We start from the raw sequence: 23,179 nt of genomic DNA, 5'->3' as shown, positions 1-23,179 counted from the left end.
CATATTTACAAAAAAATCAATATGAGTATTGAATAATTATAAATATAGATGTATAATTATTCTAAAATTATATTAAGTGGGAGGCGGGACATGGAAAGTAAAGCTAATTACTTAAATGTAGAAACCTTTCTAGAAATCAATAAGTTTAAAGGAAAGATTTTTGTAATAAAATATGGCGGAAGTATTATGGACAATAAAGAAGCTCAGCATACATTTATTGATGACTTACTATTGCTAACAAGCATAGGAATAAAAATAGTTATTGTACATGGAGGCGGACCAGAAATTTCGAAGTGGATAAAAAAGACTGGTGGAGAAAATAGGTTTGTAAAAGGTTTAAGGGTTACAGATAAATCTACAATGGAGATTGTAGAAATGGTCTTATCAGGCAATATAAATAAAAAGCTTTCATCAAACTTGAGCAGAAAAGGTTTGACGGCTATAGGATTAAGTGGGAAAGACAGCGGTTTAATTAAGGCAAAGAAAAAATATGTATATGATGGTAAAGATAAAGTAGATATAGGCTTTGTTGGAGAGATTACAGGCATAAATAAGGAGTTGCTTTTAAATTTGTTAGACAATAATGTAATTCCTGTAATATCTCCTATTGGTTGTGATGATGATGGAAATAGTTACAACATAAATGCTGATTATGCAGCTTCTTTTATAAGTGGAACTCTTAAGGCAGAAAAATTTCTTATTATGACCGATGTAGATGGAATATATATGGACACAAAGGATCCATCGAGTATTTTACCTTGTATTGATATTGATGAAATTAAAGAATATATAAATTCTGATATTGTAACTGGAGGCATGATTCCAAAACTTGAATGTTGTATTAATGCCCTTAATAAGGGTACTAAGAGTGTTCATTTAATTAATGGAAACAAAGAACACAATTTATTATTTAATATAACTAATCATATTGGAACCCAAATTGTAACAAAGAGGAGTGATAATTTATGTCAAAAAATAGTGTAATGAATACCTATGGAAGATTTGATGTTACTTTTGAAAAAGGTTTTGGCAGCAGGCTTTATGATGTAAATGGAAAAGAATATATAGACTTTGTGTCAGGAGTTGCGGTAAACTGCTTGGGACATAGCCATCCTACAATAATCAATGCAATAACAGAACAAAGTAAAAAACTTATTCATATATCAAATTATTATTGGAATACAAAACATACAGAACTTGCTGATAAACTAATTAAAAACTGCGATCACAGTAAAGTATTTTTTTGCAACAGCGGTACAGAAGCAGTTGAAGGTGCTTTGAAAGTAGCAAGAAAGTATGGAAAATTAAAAGGCGGTATAAATAAAAATATTATATTATACATGAATAATTCTTTTCATGGTCGAAGTATGGGAGCTTTATCAGTTACTGGCCAAGAAAAATATCAAAAGGACTTTATGCCATTAATTGGTGGCGTAAAACGAGTTGAATTCAACAATATTGAAGATTTAAAAAGAAGTTTTGATGAAAATGTATGCGGAATTATAATTGAACCAATTCAAGGGGAAGGTGGAATTATAAGAGCTAGTGATGAGTTTTTAAAAGAAGCTAGAGATTTATGTAATAAACATGATGCGTTATTAATTTTTGATGAAATACAATGCGGCATTGGAAGACTAGGCAGCCTTTTTGCTTATAAAGAATTTGGAGTTGTACCTGATGTAATTACTATAGCTAAAGGCTTAGGTGGTGGTTTCCCAATAGGAGCTTTTATAGTAAATGAGAAAGCTGAGAATGTTTTAGTTCCTGGAGACCATGGAAGCACCTTTGGAGGAAATCCTCTTGCATGTGCGGTTGGTATAGCTGTATTAAATGAACTGATTGAAGGAGGCATAGTTGCTTCAGTTAAAAAGAAAGGTCAATATTTAAAAGAAAAATTATCAGCACTAAAAGAGAAATACAAAGTAATAAATGAAATAAAAGGTATGGGGCTGCTTTTAGGCATTAGTGTTGATGATCCTAAAGCTTTTATGAATGCGTGCTTTAAAAAAGGTCTTTTAGTAGTTACTGCTGGAGAAGATGTTGTTAGAATTCTTCCTCCACTTAATGTAACAAAAGAGGATATGAATGCCGCATTAAATATATTAGAGGATATTATGAAGGAAATGCATGTTTAAATAAATTTAGCTATTAATCTGTTGTGATAAATGAGGTTAACAGGATGGTTTTCCTTATCTAAGGTGGTGTTAGCTTGAATATAAAAAAGGCAATTGAAGAAAATATGGAGGAAATAAAGAATCTTAGAGAAAACCTTCATGATAATGCAGAGCTGTCATTTAAAGAGTTTAAAACACAAGAAATTATACTGAACTTTTTTAAGAATTTAGATATTCATACTGAAGTTATGGCAAAGACTGGTGTGGTTGCAGTTTTTAATAAAGGGGATGAGTGTATAGCTCTTAGAGCTGACATGGACGCACTGCCTGTAAATGGAGTGTCTCACGTCTGCGGTCATGATTATCACATGGCTATAGTTGCTGGAACTGCTTTGGTCCTTAAAAAATTAGGCTTTGATAAATGTATAAAGTTTATATTTCAGCCTGGGGAAGAGGATGAAGGTGGGGCATTGCCTATGATTAAAGAAGGTGTACTAGAAAATCCTAAAGTTAAGAATATGATTGGATTTCATGTGTGGCCAAATGTTAAGAGTGGCACTATAGAAGTTTCTTCTGGTGCGTCTATGGCTTCAGTAGATGATTTTAGAATAACATTTAAAGGCAAAGGAGGGCATGCAGCTATGCCTTTTCTTTGTAAGAATCCTCTTTATCCTGCTGTGGACTTTATTCAAACTGTAAATTTCAAGTCTCAAATGGAAGTTAATCCATTAGAAGCGTACACTATTGCTTTTACTTCAGTACAATGCGGAACTGCTCCAAATGTAATAGCAGATAACTGCGAAGTACTAGGAACTATAAGAACTTTTGATAACAATCTAAGAAATAAAATTTACGAGAATATAAAATCAGCAGCATATTTATGCGCAAGAAAATATGGATGTACTTCTGAGGTAAATTATAGTTTTCAGTATCCTCCACTAGTAAGTGATGAAGCTTTTACTAAGAGGTTTATAGATACCACAAAAGCGCTTATTGGAGAGGAGAATGTCATTACTCCAGAGAAAACTTTTGCTGCTGAAGATTTTTCTTTCTTTGCAGAAAAAGTTCCATCTGTGCACTTTAGACTTGGTATTGAAGGGGATAATAAAGGGATACATCCTCTGCATTCTTCAGAGTTTAATGCTTCAGAAGATACAATTTTTCATGGAATTCATATTATAACTAATTTTATTCTTTCCTTATATTCGTAAAATCAATATGTATTTATGGGTAAATAAATAGGGGGAGGGGCATTATGCAAAATTTAAGAAATAAAAACTTGAACTGTTCTTCGAGAGAAATAAAAATTTTAGATCTATTTGATGATTCTGGATTCAATATACCAAAAAAAGATAATGTACTGTTGTCCATAGAAGTTAGAAAAGCTAGTTTAGAAGATATTGAAGATATAAGTAGAATAACAAAAGAAGCTTTTAAACAATATAGTAAATATGTAATTAAGAATGATAACCTGGAAGCACTTAAGGAAACTTATAAAGATATAGAGATGGATATTCAAACAAAAGAGGTATTCGTGGCTTCTTTAAACGGAATGATTGTAGGAAGTGTCAGAATTAATATTCTGCCAGATAAAACTGCATATTTAAGCAGATTTGCAGTATCACCTAAATTTCAAAATCGTGGAATTGGAAATGTTATGCTGAATGCAGTTGATGAAGCCATGAAAAAAGCTGGGGTTAAAAAATTATTTCTCCATACTGCGGCAAAGGCTTCATCGCTGATTTATTGTTATTATAAACATGATTTTTATATTGATTCCACTACAAAAGATAGGGGCTATGTAAGGGCATTATTAAGTAAAGACTATGTATAAAAATGCGCAGCATTTTTATTATATGAAACATTCCGCAAAGGATTTGCATTTAGGAAAGCTTCTAATACTTGTTCAACGCTTTCTACAATGCAAATCTCATCTTCATAAGAGAAAATAACTCAACAATGCAATTGCCGCATCATGTAAGCCGTGGGCTACCGATACGGATATGGTTGAGCAATTCTTTATTTTATATTTTGAAAATCCATAAAACAGTCCTAATATTGTTGTCATTATCACTTGAAAAACATCATGTCCGTTTGGAAAGTGCCATAATCCAAATAATAATGACGAAAAAATTATGGCAAATAAATCAGATTCTGCTGTTGCTAACCTTTGTATAAAATAACCTCTAAAGATAAATTCTTCTCCAAACCCTACAAATAAAAAATCATAAATAAAATAGAATAGCAATACCAAAATAGAGGAATATTTAATACTCAATACCTCCTCATTGCTAACTCCAAAAAACAACGGCATTACAACAAAGGAAATAGTTATACAAAAGATTAAAAAACCAATCCTCAACTGCTTTCCAATATTGTCTTTTGTATATCCTAATTGCGTGAAAGGGATTTTTCTTAAAATAATAATTAGAAACGGAATTGCCGTCATAACTATATATATAAGTAATGTAATTATCATTTTTGTTGGTATATCTTTTCCCAGCGATACAATGGCTCTACTAAATCCAGCAATAATTAAAGCTGTTATATATACAAACGCCAATTCAAGCCATGTACCAATCTTTTTTCTCATTTTATCATCCCCTTATCATCTTACAGCTACTGTATATAAAATAGATGGAAAATGCTGCAATAAATATGCATAACAATATAATTATTCATAGATATACAGCATCCCTAATTTTTTATCATGTTTCTATTGTTTTCCAATTAAATTCTATTCCAAAATTTTTTTAAACACAAGCCTTACAGAAGTATTTCTTTATAACAGCAAAACAGGGTAGTGCATATTTTGCCAGCTTTTTTTACAGCAAAAGTATAACGAAGTTATTCTATTTCAATGCAGGAGATATTAAAAGAATGAAGAAATATAAGAAGAAAGTTTCTTAAAATATTATTTGTGTTGATTAATGGAGGGAGAAAAACTAATGAAGGTGATATTTGAATTTAAGGACATAAATGGGAAAGTGAGTCCGGAGAATAATGTGGAAAAAGAACTAACCAATGATGAAATCCTAGTAATATTGAACAGCAAAGAAGTAGATTATCCAGTTAATAATGGATTTTTATTTACAGTTAAGCACTGCATAATCGAAAATTCTACATACGATATGTTTACGGAACCATATAAGCTAAAAATAAGTCTTAGAGAAAAAGCATAGAATATAAAGCTCAAAAAAGGCATAAAATATATAGGTTAAATATTAATTTTAAAATTTGCTTATAAATGGGCGGAGGAGAAACTAATATGATATTTTATTTTTCTGGAACTGGCAATTCATTAGATGCAGCTAAAAGTATTGGAGAGTATAACAATGAAAGATTGATTTCTATTGCTAAGGAAATGAATAAGCTAGACGGAGAATTTAGCTATACTTTAGGAGAAGATGAAACTATAGGCTTTATTTTTCCAGTGTATGCTTGGGGACCTCCTAAAATGGTCTTAAAATTTATTGAAAGGTTAAAAATTGATAATTATAAAAATAATTATACTTTTGCCGTAGTAACCTGTGGAGAAAACATTGGCAATACCATAGGGATTCTCCAAAAGCACTTGATAAAGAAGAATATGAAGTTGGACAGCGGGTTTTCGTTAAGGATGCCTAATAATTACATTATTATTGGAGATGTGGATTCAAAATCTGTGGAAGAAAAAAAGCTTTTAGAAGCAGAAGAAACCCTAAAAAATATAAATAACATTGTGAAGGAAAGAAAAGTCGGAGTATTTCAAGTTGTTAAGGGATTTATGCCAGGAGTGCTAACTTCCATTGTAAATCCTATGTTTAATAAGTATGGAATCAATACTAAAAAATTTTATGTTAATGATAAATGTACTGGCTGTGGCATATGTGAAAGGGTATGTAATACAAAAACTATAAAGATTGATAAAAAGCCTATATGGGGAAAGGATTGTACTCAATGTTTAGCATGTATTAATCTTTGTCCAGTTAGAGCTATTGAATATGGTAAAGGTACTCATAATAAAGGAAGATATAAAAATCCTAATATTAGTATAAATGAGCTAGAGAATATATAGAAATAAATTTAAAAAAGAATAGGAGAGGATTGGTATTATGGAATTTTTAGAGTTAGTAAGAAAAAGACACTCAGTTCGTAAGTATAGTACTAGAAAGGTGGAGGAAGAAAAGCTGCTTAAAATTCTTGAAGCAGGGAGACTTGCTCCAACGGCAGTGAATTTTCAACCTCAAAGATTAATAGTTGTACAAAAAGAAGAAGGTATGGAAAAGTTAAAAAAATGTAATGCTTCTACTTATGGAGCACCTCTTGTTATCATTGTTTGTGGAGATCACAATGTGGTTTGGAAGAGAAGACAAGATAATAAGGACTTTTTAGATATAGATGTGAGTATTGTAACAGACCATATGATGCTTGAAGCAGCAGATCTTGGCCTTGCTTCAGTGTGGATAGGTTCCTTTGATCCAGATATGATAAAAAGAGAATTTAATCTTCCAGATAATGTAGAAGCTATAAATATATTGGCTATAGGATATGAAACTGATGATAATACGAAGGTAGATAAAAATAGAAAGCCTTTAGAAGAAATTGTGCATTATGAAACATATTAAATTAAGACTTAGCCAATCTCTGCATAATAAAGTGAGTCAAAATATAGTAAAGCTGAGTAAGTTGATATATTTTCATCAATTTACTTAGTTTTATTTATATGTTAAAAAAATGGATAGAGCTCCTAACTTAATTAAAAATTACTCTGACTGAATTAAACTTTAGTGCAGACAGTATGTACATTTATCATCTGATGTAGAAACGGCTATAAATGTTGGTAAAAGACATGGAAAACTAGTTGTATTTATTGTAGATAGTTTGCAGATGTATAATGATGGATATAAATTTTATTTATCAGAAAACAAAGTTTATATTTGTCATATTGTGCTATAATAAAATAAATGAATAAATAAATGGGGTGATTATCATAGAAGTAAGAGAAAGAATAGAAAAATTAAGAAGTCTTATGAAAGAAAGAGGAATAGATGCGTACATAGTACCAAGTTCGGATCCGCATCAAAGTGAATATGTGGCAGAGCATTATACTGCTAGGGCTTTTATAACTGGCTTTACTGGTTCTGCTGGAACTGCGGTTATAACTTTAAAGGATGCTGGACTATGGACAGATGGAAGATATTTTATTCAAGCTGAAAATCAATTAAAAGATACAGGAGTTACTTTGTTTAGAATGGGCGAAAAAGGTGTTCCTACTATTGAGAAGTTTTTAAGGGAAAACCTTCCTTTTGGAGCTAAAGTAGGCTTTGATGGAAAAGTAGTATCAGTACAATATTTTAGAAGTTTGAAAAAGGAATTGGAAGGCAGTGGAATTTCTTTTGAAACTGGTGAGGATTTAATAAATATAATATGGGAAAATAGGCCTGAAAAGCCACATACTAAAGTCATAGTTCATGATTTAAAGTATGCAGGTAAATCAAGAGAAGATAAGCTTCAAGAAGTAATTAATGAGATGAAATCTATGGGAGCAGCTCACTATGTTATATCTGGTTTGGATGATATAGCATGGCTTTTAAATATAAGAGGAAGAGATGTAGAATGTAATCCTCTTACAATTGCTTATTCAATAATTTCAAAAGGAAAGTGCTATCTATTTATAGATGAAGATAAAATAGATTCAAATGTTAGAGCTGAGATAGAGAAAGCGAAAGTTGAAATAAGGCCTTATGAAAGTGTTACTGAATTTTTAGAAGGTATTACAGAAGGAACTATATTATTTGATCCGTCAAAGACTAACACATGGATATATAATTCTATAAAGGTTAAGACTATAGAAGACATGGATATAACTACAAAGCTTAAGGCTATAAAAAATGATATAGAAATAGAAAATGTAAAAAAGGCCATGGTTAGAGACGGCGTAGCCATGGTTAAATTTATAAACTGGTTAAAGAAGACTATAAAATCACGCAATATTAAAGAAATAGAGGCTGCAGATAAACTAGAGGAATTAAGAAGAGCTGGAGAGAACTTCTTTGATTTAAGCTTCTCAACTATATCAGCTTATGGAGCTAATGCATCTATGCCTCATTATAGTGCCACAGAAGAAAATCAAGCAACTATAGAGCCAAAGGGATTTTATCTAGTGGATTCAGGAGCTCAATACTTAGATGGTACAACAGATATAACAAGAACTATAGCAGTAGGACCTTTAAGTGAAGAAGAAAAGCTAGATTATACTCTTGTTCTTAAAGGAATGATAGATTTGACTATGCAGAGATTTTTATATGGAACTACTGGTTCTAATATAGACATTATAGCTAGAATTCCTTTATGGAATGCAGGAATGGACTTTAAACATGGAACAGGACATGGAATAGGTTTCTTCCTAAATGTTCATGAAGGACCTCAGAGAATATCTAGTGTTCCTAATAATGTAAGGCTTGAAAAAGGAATGATTATTTCTAATGAGCCAGGAGTTTATAAAGCTGGTAAACACGGTATAAGAACAGAAAATCTTGTTGTTGTTCAAGAGGATGAAAGCACAGAATACGGTGGACAGTTCATGAAATTTGAAACTCTAACATTATGCCCTATAGATAAGGAACCTATAAAGGTTGAATTGTTAACTGAGGAAGAGAAAGCTTGGTTAAATAGTTATCACAAAAATGTATTTGAAAAGCTTTCCCCATATGTAGATGGAGAAGAATTAGAATACTTAAAGGAAGCGACAAAAGAAATATAGCATATAAAAAAAGGTAAAATATATTATCGCTTATAAAATATAATTCTATAAGCGATAATTATTAATTGCTAAAATAAGGCATAAGAAAAAGATAATAAGCTCTGGAAGTCGTTGAATAGTAAGATACAGGATGTTGACATAATATTTGAAATGTGCTATATAAAAATTATGGGTTAGCACTCATAATATGAGAGTGCTAACAATAATTTTCATTTTAAGGGGAGCGGTTTACATGGAGAAGAAGGAATTTAAGGCTGAATCCAAAAGACTTTTAGACCTTATGATTAACTCAATTTACACTCATAAAGAGATATTTTTAAGAGAGCTTATCTCTAATGCTAGTGATGCTATTGATAAGATGTATTACAAGGCATTAACAGAAGAATCTATAACTTTTAATAAGGATGATTATTACATTAAAATAGTTCCTGATAAAGAAAGTAGGACATTAAAGATTATAGATACAGGTATTGGAATGTCAAAGGAAGAACTTGAGAATAATCTTGGAGTTATAGCAAAGAGTGGTTCTTTACAGTTCAAGCAAGAAAATGAACTTAAAGATGGATATGATATAATCGGACAATTTGGTGTAGGTTTTTATTCTGCATTTATGGTAGCTGATACTGTTACTGTTATAAGTAGGTCTTTTGGTAGTGATGAAGCATATAAATGGGAATCTCAAGGGGTAGACGGCTATACCATAGAACCTTGTACAAAGGATTCCTTTGGTACAGAAATTATATTAAAAATTAAAGAAAACACAGAAGACGAAAATTATGATGAATATTTAGAAGAATATAGATTAAAATCTTTAATCAAAAAGTACTCTGATTTCATTAGATATCCAATTAAGATGAATGTAAAAGGAACAAAGCTCAAAGAAGGCACTGAAAATGAATATGAAGAGTACATAGAAGAACAAGTTATAAATAGCATGGTTCCAATATGGAGAAAAAATAAAAATGAGCTTACTGAGGAAGACTATCATAAATTTTACTCAGAAAAGCATTATGGATTTGATAAACCATTAAAATATATCCACACTAGTGTAGAGGGTAATATAAGCTATAAGGCTATCTTATTTATTCCAGAAAAAACTCCATATAACTTCTATACAAAAGAATATGAAAAAGGATTAGAGCTTTATTCAAACGGAGTCCTAATTATGAATAAATGTGGAGATTTATTACCTGACTATTTTAGCTTTGTAAAAGGTATAGTAGATTCTGAAGATTTATCTCTTAATATATCTAGAGAAATATTGCAGCATGATAGACAACTTAAGCTCATAGCTAAGAACATAAAAACTAAGATAAAAAATGAACTGGAAAACATGTTGAAAAATGAAAGAGATAAATACGAAACTTTCTATAAAGCTTTTGGAAGACAACTAAAGTTTGGAGTTTATAATGATTTTGGAGCAAATAAGGATGTGCTTCAAGATTTATTGATGTTCTATTCATCAAAGGAAAAGAAGATGGTCACTCTAGCAGAATATGTTTCTAGAATGGCTGAGGACCAGAAGTATATTTATTATGCAGTTGGAGAATCCATTGAGAGAATAGAAAAGTTACCACAAACAGAGCTTTTATTAGATAAGGGATATGAAATACTATATTTCACTGATGACGTGGATGAGTTTGCAATAAAAATGCTTATGGATTATAAAGAAAAGGAATTTAAGTCTGTATCAAGCGGTGATTTAGGTATAGAAACGGAAGAAAGTAAAAATTCTGATGAACAGAATAAGGAAAACAAAGATTTATTTGATGCTATGAAAGATATTTTATCAGATAAGGTTAAAGAAGTTAGGGTGTCAAAAAAATTAAAGAATCATCCTGTATGTCTATCAAGTGACGGTGAGCTTTCAATTGAAATGGAAAAGATATTAAATTCTTTCCCTAACAATGGAAATATAAAGGTGGATAAGATTTTGGAAATAAATCCAAATCATCCTGTATTTAAATCTTTAAGAGATGCTTATGAAAATGACAAGGAAAAATTAAAGTTATATACTAATTTATTATATAACCAAGCACTTCTTATTGAAGGATTATCTATACAGGATCCTGTAGAATTTACTAATGATATTTGTAAGTTGATGAAATAATATAAAATAAAGAAAAAGCTCCATGTTTGGCTAATGAGCGATAAAAACTCTTTTATCCATCATGGGGCTTTAATATTTAAAGAATTGGTAAGAAATTTATTTTTATTTAAGTTACTATTTTAAACAATGCATATATGCAGCTGCGTTTTCACCACTTACTAAAAAGGATTGTCCTTTTGAGCAGAAAATTGAAGTAGAGGTGTATTCTATATCAGCATCTTTATTATATCCTATTTTTTTAATAACATCCTCTTCATTGTGACATTTATCATATCCATCAAAAACAAAGTTAAGCTTCCCCTTGCCTTTAGTAAAATATACGAATTCCATACTGTAATTCATAAAGGTTGCTACAGGGCCTCTTCCAGTTATAATAACTTTATTATCAATTGTTTCTGGTGGATCAAAGGAACCATTTAATCTTTGTATATCGGATAAAACACGTCCCATAGAATCTAGATCTACTTCTATTTTGAAACGATAATATGGTTCAAGGAGTATATTTTTCGTGCTTTCTAGACCTTGTCTTAAAGCTCTAAAAGTTGCTTCTCTAAAATCTCCACCGCTGGTGTGTTTATTGTGGTATCTGCCTGTTAATAAAATAATTTTCAAATCTGTTATAGGAGAACCTGTTAGTATACCATGATGCTCTCTTTCGAAAATATGAGTTTTAATGAGATTTTGAGTTCCAATAGGAAGATCATCAGTATGGCAAATGCTTTCAAAAGTAATTCCACTGTTTCTCTCACCAGGCTCTAATTTTAGATGGACTTCAGCATAGTGTTTTAGAGGTTCAAAATGGCCATATCCAATAGTCTCTTTTAAAATAGTTTCTTTATAAAGAATTTCACAAGGACCGAAGTCTACAGATAAATTAAATCTTTCTTTTACAAGTTCCTTTAGAACTTCAAGCTGAATAATACCCATAATGTGAACTTGTATTTCTTGGAGAGCTTCATCCCATATTACATTTAATGTAGGATCTTCTGCTTCTAAAATTTTAAAATAGTTTAAAACCTCTTTTGTATTTAAAGAAGTATCAAATATAACTTTAGACTTTAAGGTTGGAACCATATCATATTTTGATTTTTTTCTAAGTGTTCCAACTCCATCACCAATGGATGCGCTTGATAGTCCTGTAACTGCAAAAAGCTGTCCTGCACAGACTTTGCTTACAGTAGTAAATTTAGTTCCATTATAAATTCTTATTTGATTTATCTTCTCGGAGTTTTCTCCTAAAGAAAGTTCATCTTTAACCTTTAGAGAACCACTTAATGCTTTTATATAGGTTATTCTATTATTATTTTCATCGTGACGTATCTTATATATTTCCCCGGAAAAATCTCCTTTATCATTGTATTCTGTATAAGTGAGAGTATCTAAATTTTCTAGAAACTCATCTATACCTATGTCTTGAAGAGCTGAACCACTAAAACACGGAAAAATCTTATTTTCTTTAATCATTTTTTTCATACAATTTAGCCAAAGCTCTTTTTCATAATCTTCTTCTAAATATTTTTCTAGGAGAATATTATCTCTTTCGGCTAGAAATTCTATAAGATCGCTGTCCATTTCTTCTTTATTTAAAGATCCAGCAATAAAACATACATTTTTAGTTAAATCAGTTTTAATTTCTTCAAGAACTCTATCTATATTCGCGCCAACTCTGTCTATTTTATTAATAAAGAAAAAAGTTGGAATTTTGTGTTTTGCAAGAAGCTCCCATACTGTCTCTGTATGACCTTGAATTCCTTCAACACCGCTTATGATAACAATGGCATAGTCCATAACTATAAGAGCTCTTTCCATCTCTGAAGAAAAGTCTGCATGACCAGGTGTATCTATTAAATAATAGGTTGAAGAGTTATATTCAAATACAGCCTGATCTGAAAAGACCGTAATTCCTCTTGATTTTTCTATATTATGGCTGTCTAAAAAGGAAGTCTTATGGTCAACTCTTCCTCTATTTTTAATGCTTTTAGTATGATATAAAAGTTGTTCTGCAAAGGTTGTTTTACCAGCATCTACATGAGCTAATATTCCTATTGTCTTATTCATCATTTGCACCTCAATAAATATAGTTAAGCAGAGAACCCAAAGTTTTATTTAATGGCGATAGTAGGTTTCTTTGGATGCTCTTCTGATAATTATTATAATGCAGTAATTAAATATAAAAAAGGGTATAGTATAGAGTAAAGAAAATAATATTTAGTAGTTTGTTGATAAGTCTTATTAATTATAGTAGCATGTGAAAAATTTATAGGAAGATATGTATACCACACTCGTAATATAGGCGCTCTAATGGTATCATAAATAGTAGCGTAAATGTTGAAGCTAATGTTATATTAAATAAGAAGAAATATTGGTTTTATAAAAATAAGATAAGGGTTTGGTATTATGTATAGATTATTATTAGTTGAAGACGATAAGGCTTTATCAATGGGAATAGAATTTACTTTAAAAGATGAAGGATATGAAGTTATAACTGCTTATACTTTAGAAGAAGGCATATATATGTTTAATAAAGATAAATTTGATTTAGTAATATTAGACGTAAATCTGCCAGATGGCAGCGGATACAATCTTTGTAAACATATAAGAAGCAAAAGCGATATTCCTGTAATATTTTTAACTGCCTTAGATGAAGAAGTGAATGTGGTACTTGGTTTTGAAATGGGTGGAGATGACTATATAACTAAACCATTTAGAGTAAAAGAGCTGCTGCTGCGAATAAGGGCGATTTTAAGAAGAAACTCTAAGGCTGAAGCTTCTGGAAATAAGCTTATAAGTGGAGATATTATCGTAGATACCTCTATGGCTTTGGTTAAAAAGAAAGGACAGGAAGTTTCTCTTACAGCACAAGAATATAGGCTGCTTTTAATATTCATGTCAAAAGGAAATGCTGTGATAAAGAGAGAAGAAATACTGAAAGAACTAATAGAGAGTAAGGAAGTTTTCTTTGATGAAAATACCCTTTCAGTATATATAAAGAGGATAAGAGAAAAGATAGAAGATAATTCTAAAAATCCAGAATACATTGTAACTGTTCGGGGCCTGGGCTACAAATGGAATAAAGAAGTAGTTAAGGAGTAGTATCATGAAAAGATATTTTAATAATCCAGAAATAAAGAAAAGTTCTGCTGTTCTTATTTTTATAATGTTTATTTTTTTATTATATAATTATGTTGCTGTTAAAAGTTACAATGAAAGATTGAAGGAAGATTATATAGAGATTTTCTCTAAGGTTACAGCTAAAATTGTGGAAAAAGACCCTAAGCTTGAAAAAGAAATAGTACCTCTTTTAACAAGAGAAGTAAGTGCAGCTGAAGAAAAAGCAGGAAGAGAAATTTTAAGAGAATATGGATTGAGTGAAAAGCTGGATACCAGTCTAGTTCCTTATATAAAGAGCAGCTTTAAGAAAATAAAGCTAAATCTATTAGGTGGTGGAATTATTCTTACAGTGCTGCTTTTTATTCTTAACTATCTTCAGCATGGTTACTATTATGAAAAAATGAGAAGCTTTAGTTCAGCCGCAAAGAGAATTGTAGAGGGAGACTATAATTTAAAGCTTAGTGAAGAAAGAGAAGGAGATTTATCAAAATTAAGCATAGCCTTTAACTCTATGGGAGAGGTTATTAGAGGAAATATCTTTGCTCTTAAAAAGGAAAAAAGCTTTTTAGTGGATTTATTATCGGATATTTCGCATCAATTAAAAACACCACTATCTACTATGATTTTATATAATGAAATTCTTTTGAATAAGAAATTAACTAAGGAACAGCAAGTTACCTTTTTAAGAAATAATGAAAATCAGCTTAATCGTATGAGCTGGCTTATTTTAAACTTGTTAAAAATGGCTAAAATAGATGCTAATGCTATAGAACTTGAAATAGAAAATCAGAGCTTAAATGAAACTATAGAAGAAACTCTTGAAGCACTGCAAAGTAGGGCATCAGAGTCAAAGGTTAATGTGAATTTTTATCAAAAGGGTGAAGTATATTTAAAGCATGATAGTTTATGGATGCAGGAAGCCTTAATTAATATAGTTAAAAATGGAATAGAGCATGCTGGTGAAGATGGAAAAGTTGAGATTAATATAGAAGATAATCCTATATACACGAGAATATTTATATCCAATACAGGAGAAACTATTCCAGAAGAAGATTTACCTTATATATTTAAAAGATTTTACAAAGGTAAAAAGTCTCAAAAAAGTGATTCTGTTGGAATAGGATTATCCCTAGCTAAGTCTATAATCGAAAGGCATGGAGGATATATTGAAGTTAGCAGCAATGCTACTGAAGGAACGGTTTTTAAAATAACTTTTTTAAAATATTAACTTAGAATATAAAAAACCTATCTTACTAAATTGTAAGATAGGTTTTTTCTTTGTAAGGATACTGTCATGGAAAGTTGGTTTTAAGAGGCTTAGAATATTATTATCGGCAATGGGGCCATTAAGAATGAGTGAATAAGTGTTAAGAACTGATAAGATAAATTTCTTAAATATAAGGAATAGTATTAGGAGGTAGAAAAATGGAAATATTAAAAGTTCAAGGTTTAAAAAAGATTTATGGAAAAGAGGAAAATAAAGTAGAGGCGCTAAAGGGTATAGACTTAAGTGTAAATAAAGGAGAATTTGTAGCTGTAGTAGGAGCTTCAGGCTCTGGAAAGAGCACTCTTCTCCATATTTTAGGAGGTTTGGATAGACCTACAGAGGGAAAGGTTATTATAGATGGGGAAGATATTTATCAATATAAGGAAGAAAAGCTTGCTATATTCAGAAGAAGAAAAATTGGATTTATTTTTCAGTTTTTTAATCTGCTCCCTGTATTAGATGTGCAGGAGAATATAGCTTTACCAGCTTTACTTGATAATGACAAAGTGGATAGGAAGTATTTAGAGGAGATAATAAAGATTTTAGGGTTGGAAGATAGAAAGAATCATTTGCCTTCGGAACTTTCAGGAGGACAGCAGCAGAGAGTAGCTATAGGAAGGGCACTTCTTAACAAGCCTTCTATAATACTTGCAGATGAGCCAACTGGAAACTTAGATAGTAGCAATTCAAAGGAAGTTATCGAGCTTTTAAAGTTTTCAGCAAAGAAATATAACCAAACATTAATATTGATTACTCATGATGTAAACATAGCTTCTAGTGCAGACAGGATAATAACGATTAAGGACGGAAGCATAGTTTCGGATAAATACTTGAAGTAGGTTAGAGGTGAGAATAATGATTAATAGCTATAAACACATAACGTGGAAGTATATAAAAGGAAATAAAAAAAGAACTATATTAACCTTAATTGGAATTATATTATCAGTAGCTTTAATATCCTCCATAGGATTCTTTTTGAAGAGTATGCAGAAAGCAAAGATAGAGGACATGAAAAATGCTTATGGATCCTGGCATATCGCTTATTCTAAGGTTGATGATGCTCTTATCACTAAAATTAAGAGCAACCCTAATGTTTTAAGAAGTGGTGTCTATGCAGAAGGAAAAGAAATTGATATAAATGACAATCTTAAAGCTAAAGAAGTATTTATAACAAGTCAGGGGGCAGAGCTTTTACCTTATTCTCTAAAAGAGGGTAGATTTCCAGAAAAAGATACAGAGTTAGTTTTAGAAGGTTGGTTTCTTGATAAGATTAAAAAGGATGGAAAGCTTGGAGATAGTATAAAAATATTAAATAAAGAATATACTTTGGTTGGAATATTGAAAGATACATATAAGAGTCAAGTTACAAAAACAGGAGAGATAATAACAAATAGTTCTAATATAAATGATAATGATAGAATTTTATTAGCAGAATTAAATGTTAATAGAAACTTAGGAAAAAACATTGATGAACTTGAAAAGCTATCAGATAAAAAATTTGTAATGAGAAATGATTATTTGCTGTCAATGTTAGGGGAGGAAATGCCTAAAGGATTATTAGGCATACTTGTTATAATAACTACAATTGTCATGGTGGCAACCATAGCGGTAATATATAATGCTTTTCAGATAAGTGTAGTGGAAAGAGTTAAGCAGTTTGGGCTTTTAAGGGCAGTGGGAGCTACTCAAAAACAGATAAGAAAGATTATACTAAGAGAGGCTACTTTCCTTGCTATTATAGGTATTCCTATAGGACTTTGTTTTGGAATTATTGCTTTATATGGAATAGATTTAGCCTTTAAAATCATAAGCACGAGAGAAGTAGTGTTTATAGAACCAACAATAACCATAGATGTTTTAATCATCAGCACTGTTATTGGATTGCTTTCCATTTATATATCTGCTTTACTTCCAGCCACTTTTGCAGGGAGAATATCCCCATTAGTTGCCATTAGCAGTAGAAATTCTATATCAAAGGAAAAGTTAAAGAAAAGAAAGAGTTTAATTATAGAGAAAATTTTTGGTTTTGAAGGAGCTTTAGCTTCTAAGAATATAAAAAGAAACAGAAAAAGGTATAGAACCACAGTATTTTCAATAATAATAAGTGTAACTTTATTTATAACCTTTAAGGCTTTTATGGATATGTCTTTAAATGTTTATGATAAAATGAATGAATCAAGAGATATACATTTTTCAATAATATTAAATGGAGATTTCAGCACTGAGCCAAAGAAGATTAATGAGGAGATTATAAAGAATATAGAAGATATGCCTGAAACAGAGGCTGTGTATAAGGTATATAATCAATATCTTTTTCAGTCAGTTATAGATAAGAGTAAAGAATTAAAGAAAATAAAAGATATAGGGAATGTATATGAAGATACAAACTATAATGGAGAAAATAAAACACTTTTAGATGCTTCATTATCAGTTTATGATGAAAACTCCCTTAAAGTTGCAAAGAAGTATTTGAAGGAAGGAAGCATAAATGTTGAAGATTTAAATAATAAAAATGGAGTAATTATAATAGGAAAAAATGAGATATTTAATAGAAAGACTAAGAAATATTATTATGGACCTATAGCAAATTTAAAGGTTGGAGATGAAATACCAATTCAGAGTTACGATGATGGATTAGGCTTAGAAGAGAAGATTGAGTTTGGCAAGAGACAAGTAAAAAAGGTGAAAGTTTTAGCTGTTCTTGAAGGCGATCCTTTTGATTTTAATGGATACGGAAATGCAATTAAGATGATAACTACAAAAGAGGTAGCTGAAAAATTAACTTCTAAAGATATAATACCTTCAAGAGTAGACATAAAGATAAAAGATACAAATTTAGAGAATTCAGCTAAAAAGAATATTGAGTCCATAATAAGTAGTTCAGAAGACTTACAGCTTATAAATATTATAGAAGAAAACAGAACATCAAAATCTTCTATATTAATGATAAAAATTTTATTATATGGCTTTGTTATTGTAGTATCTTTAATAGGAAGTGTAAATATTATTAATACTTTAACTACCAATATAATATTAAGAAGAAGAGAATTTGCAGCCTTAAAGTGTATTGGACTTACTCAAAAGGGGCTTAGAAAAATCATAACCCTTGAGGGAATGCTTTATGGTATTAAGGGAAGTATATATGGTTCTATAATAGGAACATTTTTATCATATGCAATTTATAAGAATATGAACTATGTAAGGGAACAAAGCTATAGGCTGCCTTTGGATTCAATACTCATCACAGTAGCAGGCACTATGATTATAGGCTATATCTCAGTGCAGGCACCACTTAGAAGAATGAAAAGAGAAAACTTGATAGAGGCTGTAAGAGAGGACTTTTAGCAAAAAACAGAGAACGTAGATAGATTTTGTAAATTGAAATCTATCTACGTTTTTTATGTATACTAAATTAGAATGATAAAGAGGAGATGGAGCAAGGCTGTTTTGCATAAATTAGGTATGATAAAATAGACATAATAAGGATTTGGAGGTGGATAATATGAAGATTTTTCATACAGCAGATTGGCATATAGGTAAATTAGTTAATGGATTTTATATGACTGAGGATCAAGAATTTGTTATGGAGCAGCTTTATGAAAAGATTGAAGAGGAAAAGCCGGATGTTCTTATAATAGCTGGAGATTTATATGATAGGTCTGTACCTCCGATACAAGCTATTGAGCTTCTTAATAAAGCTTTATATAAAATAGTTATGGAGCTAAAAACTCCAGTTATAGCCTTAGCTGGAAATCATGACAGCAATGAAAGGATAGATTTTGGAAGTGAACTCCTTAGGAAAAGTGGGCTTTATATAAGAGGAACATTAAAAAGGAATATAGAAAAGATTACCTTAAATGATGAATATGGATCTGTGAATTTCTATCCTATACCATATATAGACCCACCTATAGCAAGAGATTTATATGGAGATAAAAACATAAAAACTCATGATGATGCCATGAGAGTGATATTAGAACATATTAAAGAAGACTTTAATCAGAATGAAAGGAATGTAGCAATTGCTCATGGATATGTTACATATATAAACAGCGAAAATGAAGCAGCAATGGATTTAGAAGAAAGTGAATCAGAAAAACCTTTATCCATTGGAGGTACAGCAGTAATAAATGCAGCCTATTTTGAAGATTTTAACTATACTGCCCTTGGACATTTGCATGGACCTCAAAAGGTAGGAAGCGATAAGATAAGGTATGCAGGTTCTCTATTAAAATACTCCTTTTCTGAGACTAGGCAGAAGAAAGGTATAACTATTATAAATTTAGATGGAGAAGGGAAAGTACATATAGATTTTTATAAATTTAATCCTAAAAGAGATTTTAGAGTAATAAAAGGAGAATTAAAAGAACTTATAGATTATGGATCTTGCAGCCCAGAAAATAATGAAGATTATATAAAAGTTATACTTACAGATAAGGGAGAACTTTTAGACCCTATGGCAAAATTGAGAAGCGTGTATCCTAATGTTATGGAACTTTCAAGAGAAGAAAGGATAAGAGATGTATCTCATACTAAAACCGCTGCTAGTAATATTAAGGAAAAATCTAAATTGGATTTATTTAAGGATTTTTATGAAGATATTATGGGGGAGAAATCCTCTGAAGAAGAGATAGAATTTATGAAAAAAATAATAGAAAAAGCAGAGAGAGGAGGAAAAGAAGAATGAAGGTTAAAAAGCTTATAATAAGCGGTTTTGGCCCATATGCGGAGAGACAGGAATTGGATTTTGAAGAGAATTTGAAGGATAAAAATATGTTTGTTATATGCGGTAATACTGGTGCTGGAAAAACCACAATTTTTGACGCTATAAATTTCGCTCTATATGGAGAGGCAAACGGCAGTGATAGGGAAGGGAAGTCTTTAAGAAGTCATTTTGCAGACTCTAAAACTCCAACAGAGGTGGAACTTTGGTTTAGTTTAAGGGGAAAGGACTATTATGTTAAAAGATCGCCAAGCTATTTAAGACCGAAGCAAAGAGGGGAAGGCTTTGTGGAAAGCAAGCCTATGGCTGAAATTAGAATTTCGAAAGATAAAACTATAACAGGGTTTAAAGAAGTGACTAGAGAGGTAGAAAATATACTTGGAATAACCACTGAGCAGTTTAAACAGTTGGTCATGATACCACAAGGAGAATTTAAAAAACTTTTAAATGCGAAGAGTGATGAGAAAGAAGAAATATTTAGAAAAATTTTTGGAACAGAAGTTTTTGAGAGAATTCAAAGAGAAATAAGAGAAGAGGCAAAAGCATTAAAAAATTCTATTGAAAGAGTACAAAGAGATAGGTTAAATAAAATAAGAAGTTTTATATGTGGAGAAGAGGATGATGAGCTGTTTAGAATAATAAATGCTGACAATATAAATATAGATACTATTATGGAGAGCTTTAAAAAATCTATAGAGAGGGATATACATAGTCAAAAAGTTTTAGAAGAAAACATTGAAAAGACCACACAAAACATAAAAAAGTTTCAAAAGGAGATAAATCTTGGAGAAGCTATTAATAGCAAGTTTGATAAACTTGAAAATGTTAAAAAAGAATTAGATAAATTAGAAGTAAAAATTGAAGAATATAAAAGTAAAAAGAATCAGTTAGATAGAGCAAAAAAGGCTATAACTGTAAGAAATTTTGAAGAAAAGTATGAGGAAAAAAATGAGGAATTAAAAAATTTAAAGTCAAGACTTGAAGAGTTAGAAAAGAATTTAGAATTGTATACAAAAAGTTATGAGAAAGCAAAGCAGGAGTTTGTAAAACAGCAAAGCAGAGAAGAAGAAAAGAATAAAATTATAAAGAATATAGATGAAAAGTTAAAATTAAAAGAAAAGGTTTCTGAGTATGAGAAAACTAAAAAACAAGTAGAGTTCTTTAATAATAAGGTTAAAGCAGTAAAAGAAAGAATTGAAAATATAAATATTAATATTTTGAAAAATGAAGAAAGATTAAAAATAATAGATAAAAATTTAGAAAATATAAATTTAGCTAAGGATGAAAAAAGAAAACTAGAGGTTAAAAAAGTAGAAACTTTTAATAAGCTTAATAATCTAAAGGAACTATATAACTCCATTAGTAGATGGATAAAATATAAAAATAAACATGATGAAAAAGTTAAAACTTTTGAAGAATTAGACAAAATATTTATATCAGTAAAGAATAATTATGAAAAATTAGAAGATATTTTTAGAAAAAGTCAAGCCGGAATTTTAGCATTAAATTTAGAAGAAGGAACTCCTTGTCCAGTATGTGGTTCAACTCATCATCCGAAACTTGCTAAGATAGAAGATAATGATATTAGAGAAGAAAAGGTAAAAAAAGAAAAAGAAACTCTAGAAGTTTGGAGAGAAAAAAGAGATAAATGTTTATCTAGGCTTACTGAGATAAACAGTTCTTTAAAGATTGTTATGGAGAATTCCATAGGGCCTCTTTCAAGAGAATTACTGAATATTGAAGTTTGTGAAGAAGATTTAGATAAGATTAATAATGAAGTTAAGAACTTATATAGACAGAATAAAGATGCATTAATTGACATAGAAAATAGGATAAGAGAATTAGATATTTTTATTAATAAAGAAAAAGATATATTGGAAGAGAAAAATAGTTTATATAAAAATGCTGAGGAACTTAGAAGAGAACTACAGCTAAAAAATGAGGAATTAGTAGTTGAAGAAGGAAAATTAAGTGCAGTCAATAGTACACTAACTTTAATAAAAAATGAGTTTAATGGAGAGATAAAAACTTCAAAAGAGCTAGAAGACATGATTATAAGCTTAAACAATAAGTTGTCTTTGATTAAAAAAGAGTATGAAAATGCAGAAAAGATTTTTAATGCGTCGAAGAGCAAATTAGATAATGCAAAAGGAATAGAAAAAAGTACAAGAGAGATGAAGGAAAGGGCAGAGAGTGAACGCAATGAGGCATTAGAGATGTTCAAAAGAAGAGTATTAGATTTAGGATTTACGGATTATCTAGATTATAAACATAGTGTTTTATCTGAGGAGAAAATTGAAGCACTAGAAGAAGAGATAAACAAATTTAACTCTGATCTATTAAGCTGTAGAAATTTATATGAGACCTTATTAAAGGATGTGGAAGGATTAAGCAGGATTGATTTATCTGAAATCAATGAAAAATTAAAAAAGGAGAATGAAGTAAAGGCTAACTTGGATAAAGAAGCAAAAGAAATCTTTGCAAGAATAAAAAATAATAAAACGGTTTTAGAAGATTGTAATAAGCATAATAAGAGCATAAAAGAAGATGAGGAAAAGTATAAGATAGTTGGAAGACTTTCAAATATAATCAATGGAGATAATTCTAAAAAAATAAGTTTTGAAAGATATGTATTAGCTTCTTATTTTGAAAGAATAATTGATGCAGCAAATTTAAGATTTAATAAGATGACTTCAGGAAGGTTTGAGCTTTTAAGAAAAGAAGATATGGGAGATAAGAGAAAAGGACAAGGTCTTGAATTAGAAGTTTTTGATAACTATACAGGAAAGGTAAGAGATATAGGAACCTTGTCTGGAGGAGAAAGTTTTAAAGCTTCTTTATCTATGGCACTAGGACTTGCAGATGTTGTTCAAGCTAATACAGGAGGAATACAGTTAGATACTATGTTTATAGATGAAGGTTTTGGAACTTTAGATCCAGAATCCTTAGACAATGCTATTGAATGTTTGATGGAGCTTCAAAATGATGGAAGATTGGTTGGAATAATATCCCATGTAGCAGAGTTAAAAGAAAGAATACAAACAAGATTAGAAATAAGAACTACAAATAAAGGAAGTAGAGCGGAGTTTAAAGTATAAATTATCAATAT

Annotated in this window: 17 protein-coding genes and 1 pseudogene; 16 read left to right on the top strand and 2 right to left on the bottom strand. The window is 30.3% G+C overall.

Annotated features, from left to right (window positions below; all coding sequences use genetic code 11):
* The first annotated feature begins 90 nt into the window (after positions 1-90).
* From argB to CPAL_RS13450, 4 genes are all read left to right on the top strand, one after another.
* Positions 91-984, top strand: a complete 894-nt coding sequence (gene argB / locus CPAL_RS13465) for an acetylglutamate kinase (RefSeq protein WP_061858896.1) — start codon at positions 91-93, stop codon at positions 982-984.
* On the top strand, positions 966-2,135 hold the full coding sequence (locus CPAL_RS13460) for an aspartate aminotransferase family protein (protein ID WP_061858895.1): 1,170 nt from the start codon (positions 966-968) through the stop codon (positions 2,133-2,135). The genes argB and CPAL_RS13460 overlap by 19 nt, the downstream gene beginning before the upstream one ends.
* 74 nt (positions 2,136-2,209) lie before the next feature.
* Positions 2,210-3,325, top strand: coding sequence for a M20 metallopeptidase family protein (locus CPAL_RS13455; protein WP_106024838.1), 1,116 nt, complete (start codon positions 2,210-2,212; stop codon positions 3,323-3,325).
* A gap of 44 nt (positions 3,326-3,369) precedes the next feature.
* Positions 3,370-3,948: a GNAT family N-acetyltransferase gene (locus CPAL_RS13450; RefSeq protein WP_082787894.1), complete on the top strand. Its 579-nt coding sequence runs from the start codon at positions 3,370-3,372 to the stop codon at positions 3,946-3,948.
* Between the two features lie 102 nt (positions 3,949-4,050).
* Here the strand turns inward: CPAL_RS13450 and CPAL_RS13445 are convergent, their stop codons facing one another.
* Entirely contained in the window at positions 4,051-4,707 is a 657-nt protein-coding gene (locus tag CPAL_RS13445) for a CPBP family intramembrane glutamic endopeptidase (protein ID WP_106024837.1), read from the bottom strand.
* Positions 4,708-5,062: 355 nt separating this feature from the next.
* Between CPAL_RS13445 and CPAL_RS13440 the strand changes: the two genes are divergently transcribed.
* From CPAL_RS13440 to htpG, 6 genes and pseudogenes are all read left to right on the top strand, one after another.
* On the top strand, positions 5,063-5,296 hold the full coding sequence (locus tag CPAL_RS13440) for a hypothetical protein (RefSeq protein ID WP_061858892.1): 234 nt from the start codon (positions 5,063-5,065) through the stop codon (positions 5,294-5,296).
* Positions 5,297-5,382: 86 nt separating this feature from the next.
* Positions 5,383-6,171, top strand: coding sequence for an EFR1 family ferrodoxin (locus CPAL_RS13435; RefSeq protein WP_061858891.1), 789 nt, complete (start codon positions 5,383-5,385; stop codon positions 6,169-6,171).
* Between the two features lie 37 nt (positions 6,172-6,208).
* Positions 6,209-6,721, top strand: a complete 513-nt coding sequence (locus CPAL_RS13430) for a nitroreductase family protein (protein ID WP_106024836.1) — start codon at positions 6,209-6,211, stop codon at positions 6,719-6,721.
* Positions 6,722-6,887: 166 nt separating this feature from the next.
* A pseudogene (locus CPAL_RS13425) lies at positions 6,888-7,052 on the top strand (RNA 2'-phosphotransferase); the annotation flags it as partial.
* Between the two features lie 34 nt (positions 7,053-7,086).
* Complete coding sequence (locus CPAL_RS13420; RefSeq protein ID WP_106024852.1) at positions 7,087-8,859, top strand: aminopeptidase P family protein; 1,773 nt, start codon at positions 7,087-7,089, stop codon at positions 8,857-8,859.
* A 232-nt stretch (positions 8,860-9,091) separates the two neighbouring features.
* Positions 9,092-10,969, top strand: a complete 1,878-nt coding sequence (htpG, locus tag CPAL_RS13415; RefSeq protein WP_061858889.1) for a molecular chaperone HtpG — start codon at positions 9,092-9,094, stop codon at positions 10,967-10,969.
* 114 nt (positions 10,970-11,083) lie between these two features.
* Here the strand turns inward: htpG and CPAL_RS13410 are convergent, their stop codons facing one another.
* Positions 11,084-13,027, bottom strand: coding sequence for a GTP-binding protein (locus tag CPAL_RS13410; protein WP_061858888.1), 1,944 nt, complete (start codon positions 13,025-13,027; stop codon positions 11,084-11,086).
* A 339-nt stretch (positions 13,028-13,366) separates the two neighbouring features.
* Between CPAL_RS13410 and CPAL_RS13405 the strand changes: the two genes are divergently transcribed.
* The 6 genes from CPAL_RS13405 (at position 13,367) to CPAL_RS13380 (ending at position 23,168) form a co-directional block, all read left to right on the top strand.
* Positions 13,367-14,062: a response regulator transcription factor gene (locus CPAL_RS13405; RefSeq protein ID WP_061858887.1), complete on the top strand. Its 696-nt coding sequence runs from the start codon at positions 13,367-13,369 to the stop codon at positions 14,060-14,062.
* A 4-nt stretch (positions 14,063-14,066) separates the two neighbouring features.
* The gene (locus tag CPAL_RS13400) at positions 14,067-15,308 is read left to right on the top strand and encodes a sensor histidine kinase (protein ID WP_061858886.1); all 1,242 of its coding nucleotides are present in this window, start codon (positions 14,067-14,069) and stop codon (positions 15,306-15,308) included.
* 197 nt (positions 15,309-15,505) lie between these two features.
* Positions 15,506-16,186 (top strand): ABC transporter ATP-binding protein, encoded by a 681-nt coding sequence (locus tag CPAL_RS13395; RefSeq protein WP_061858885.1) that lies wholly within the window; start codon positions 15,506-15,508, stop codon positions 16,184-16,186.
* A gap of 16 nt (positions 16,187-16,202) precedes the next feature.
* A complete protein-coding gene (locus CPAL_RS13390) occupies positions 16,203-18,692 on the top strand; it encodes an ABC transporter permease (RefSeq protein WP_061858884.1) in 2,490 nt (829 codons plus the stop codon).
* Positions 18,693-18,849: 157 nt separating this feature from the next.
* Positions 18,850-20,034, top strand: a complete 1,185-nt coding sequence (locus CPAL_RS13385) for an exonuclease SbcCD subunit D (protein WP_106024835.1) — start codon at positions 18,850-18,852, stop codon at positions 20,032-20,034.
* Positions 20,031-23,168 carry an SbcC/MukB-like Walker B domain-containing protein gene (locus CPAL_RS13380; RefSeq protein WP_106024834.1) on the top strand — a complete coding sequence of 1,046 codons (3,138 nt, stop codon included), beginning with the start codon at positions 20,031-20,033 and terminating at the stop codon, positions 23,166-23,168. The genes CPAL_RS13385 and CPAL_RS13380 overlap by 4 nt, the downstream gene beginning before the upstream one ends.
* The last annotated feature ends 11 nt before the right edge of the window (positions 23,169-23,179 follow it).

This window comes from Clostridium thermopalmarium DSM 5974 (assembly GCF_002995795.1).
GTDB classification, from domain to species: domain Bacteria; phylum Bacillota; class Clostridia; order Clostridiales; family Clostridiaceae; genus Clostridium_H; species Clostridium_H thermopalmarium.
The sequence above is the reverse complement of the archived record's forward strand: the minus strand, read 5'-3'. Positions and strand labels throughout refer to the sequence as shown.

Coding starts and splice junctions, on each gene's coding strand:
- argB (WP_061858896.1), top strand. CDS start 91: ATGGAAAGTAAAGCTAATTACTTAAATGTAGAAACCTTTCTAGAAATC.
- CPAL_RS13445 (WP_106024837.1), bottom strand. CDS start 4,707: ATGAGAAAAAAGATTGGTACATGGCTTGAATTGGCGTTTGTATATATA.
- CPAL_RS13385 (WP_106024835.1), top strand. CDS start 18,850: ATGAAGATTTTTCATACAGCAGATTGGCATATAGGTAAATTAGTTAAT.
- CPAL_RS13390 (WP_061858884.1), top strand. CDS start 16,203: ATGATTAATAGCTATAAACACATAACGTGGAAGTATATAAAAGGAAAT.
- CPAL_RS13400 (WP_061858886.1), top strand. CDS start 14,067: ATGAAAAGATATTTTAATAATCCAGAAATAAAGAAAAGTTCTGCTGTT.
- htpG (WP_061858889.1), top strand. CDS start 9,092: ATGGAGAAGAAGGAATTTAAGGCTGAATCCAAAAGACTTTTAGACCTT.
- CPAL_RS13450 (WP_082787894.1), top strand. CDS start 3,370: ATGCAAAATTTAAGAAATAAAAACTTGAACTGTTCTTCGAGAGAAATA.
- CPAL_RS13440 (WP_061858892.1), top strand. CDS start 5,063: ATGAAGGTGATATTTGAATTTAAGGACATAAATGGGAAAGTGAGTCCG.
- CPAL_RS13460 (WP_061858895.1), top strand. CDS start 966: ATGTCAAAAAATAGTGTAATGAATACCTATGGAAGATTTGATGTTACT.
- CPAL_RS13380 (WP_106024834.1), top strand. CDS start 20,031: ATGAAGGTTAAAAAGCTTATAATAAGCGGTTTTGGCCCATATGCGGAG.
- CPAL_RS13395 (WP_061858885.1), top strand. CDS start 15,506: ATGGAAATATTAAAAGTTCAAGGTTTAAAAAAGATTTATGGAAAAGAG.
- CPAL_RS13410 (WP_061858888.1), bottom strand. CDS start 13,027: ATGAATAAGACAATAGGAATATTAGCTCATGTAGATGCTGGTAAAACA.
- CPAL_RS13430 (WP_106024836.1), top strand. CDS start 6,209: ATGGAATTTTTAGAGTTAGTAAGAAAAAGACACTCAGTTCGTAAGTAT.
- CPAL_RS13405 (WP_061858887.1), top strand. CDS start 13,367: ATGTATAGATTATTATTAGTTGAAGACGATAAGGCTTTATCAATGGGA.
- CPAL_RS13435 (WP_061858891.1), top strand. CDS start 5,383: ATGATATTTTATTTTTCTGGAACTGGCAATTCATTAGATGCAGCTAAA.